We start from the raw sequence: 1,047 nt of genomic DNA, 5'->3' as shown, positions 1-1,047 counted from the left end.
CGGAGGGACAGAGGGATGCGGGGACAGGGGGGCGGGGCGTGGAGGGCTTCCCGGCTTCCCGGCTTTCCGTGTCAGGCGCCCGTTCCTCAAGCCGTTCGGTGGGATTCCTCCGCGTCGTAGGTCTCCCGGGCCGCGTGGACCTCGTCCATGTGGGTTTCCGCCCAGTCCTTCACGGCCGTGAGGAGGTGGGCGAGGCTGTGGCCCAGGGGGGTCAGTTCGTAGTCGACCCGGACCGGGACCGAGGGGGTCAGGTCGCGGGTGAGGATGCCGTCCCGTTCGAGGGCGCGGAGCGTCTGCGTGAGCATTTTGGGGCTGACGCCGGCGAGTTTGCGGGCGAGGTCGCTGTAGCGGAGGGAGCCGGGGGCGAGGGCGCAGACGACGAGGCTGGCCCATTTGTCGCTGAGGCGGGCCAGGAGCTGGTTGGTGGGGCAGCCCTTGATGAACGCGTCGTACTCGACGCGGGCCTGGGCTCGGCGTTGGGCCGCTGTCGTGGTCGCCATGGCTCACCTTTCGGGTAGGTACGCACTCCTGGGTAACTACTTCCCCTCGGATAGTAGCTGTTCCTAGGGTCGTGGCAGCGGGTCGGGGAGGTTCTCCGACTGGCCCTAGACACAAGGGAGTTGCTGTCATGCGTGCTGTCGTGGTCCGGGAGTTCGGTGGTCCGGACGTCGTGGAGGTCGTCGAGACGGAGGTGCCCGAGCCGGGTGCGCGGGAGGTGCGGATCAGGGTGGGTGCCGCCGCGCTGAACCCCGTCGACGTCGCCGTGCGGAGCGGGGTGTTCGGGGGTGCCGGGAAGCAGGTGGGGCTCGGGTGGGACGTCGCCGGAGTCGTGGACGCGGCTGGGGTCGCGAGTGTGTGGGCGCCGGGGGATCGGGTCGTGGCCCTCGATCACGGGATCTCCGAACCGTTGGGTGCGCAGGCGGAGTTCGTGGTCGTGCCCGTGGACGCGGTTGCTGTTGCGCCGGTCGGGGTCGATGAAGTGGCCGCGTCTACCTTGCCGTTGAACGGGCTGACCGCTCTCCAGGGCCTGGACGCGCTGGAGTTGAG

2 protein-coding genes are annotated in these 1,047 nt (G+C 69.8%); one reads left to right on the top strand and one right to left on the bottom strand.

Annotation, left to right across the window (positions count from 1 at the left end; genetic code table 11):
- Nucleotides 1-86: 86 nt before the first annotated feature.
- On the bottom strand, nucleotides 87-500 hold the full coding sequence (locus tag AOK24_RS43405) for a winged helix-turn-helix transcriptional regulator (RefSeq protein ID WP_055725335.1): 414 nt from the start codon (nucleotides 498-500) through the stop codon (nucleotides 87-89).
- Nucleotides 501-628: 128 nt separating this feature from the next.
- Here AOK24_RS43405 and AOK24_RS43400 point away from each other — a divergent pair.
- On the top strand, nucleotides 629-1,047 hold a 419-nt coding region (locus AOK24_RS43400; protein WP_420876736.1), incomplete at its 3' end, for an alcohol dehydrogenase catalytic domain-containing protein.

The organism is Streptomyces niveiscabiei (assembly GCF_001419795.1).
Lineage (GTDB): Bacteria > Actinomycetota > Actinomycetes > Streptomycetales > Streptomycetaceae > Streptomyces > Streptomyces niveiscabiei.
This window is presented reverse-complemented; position numbering and strand designations above follow the sequence as displayed.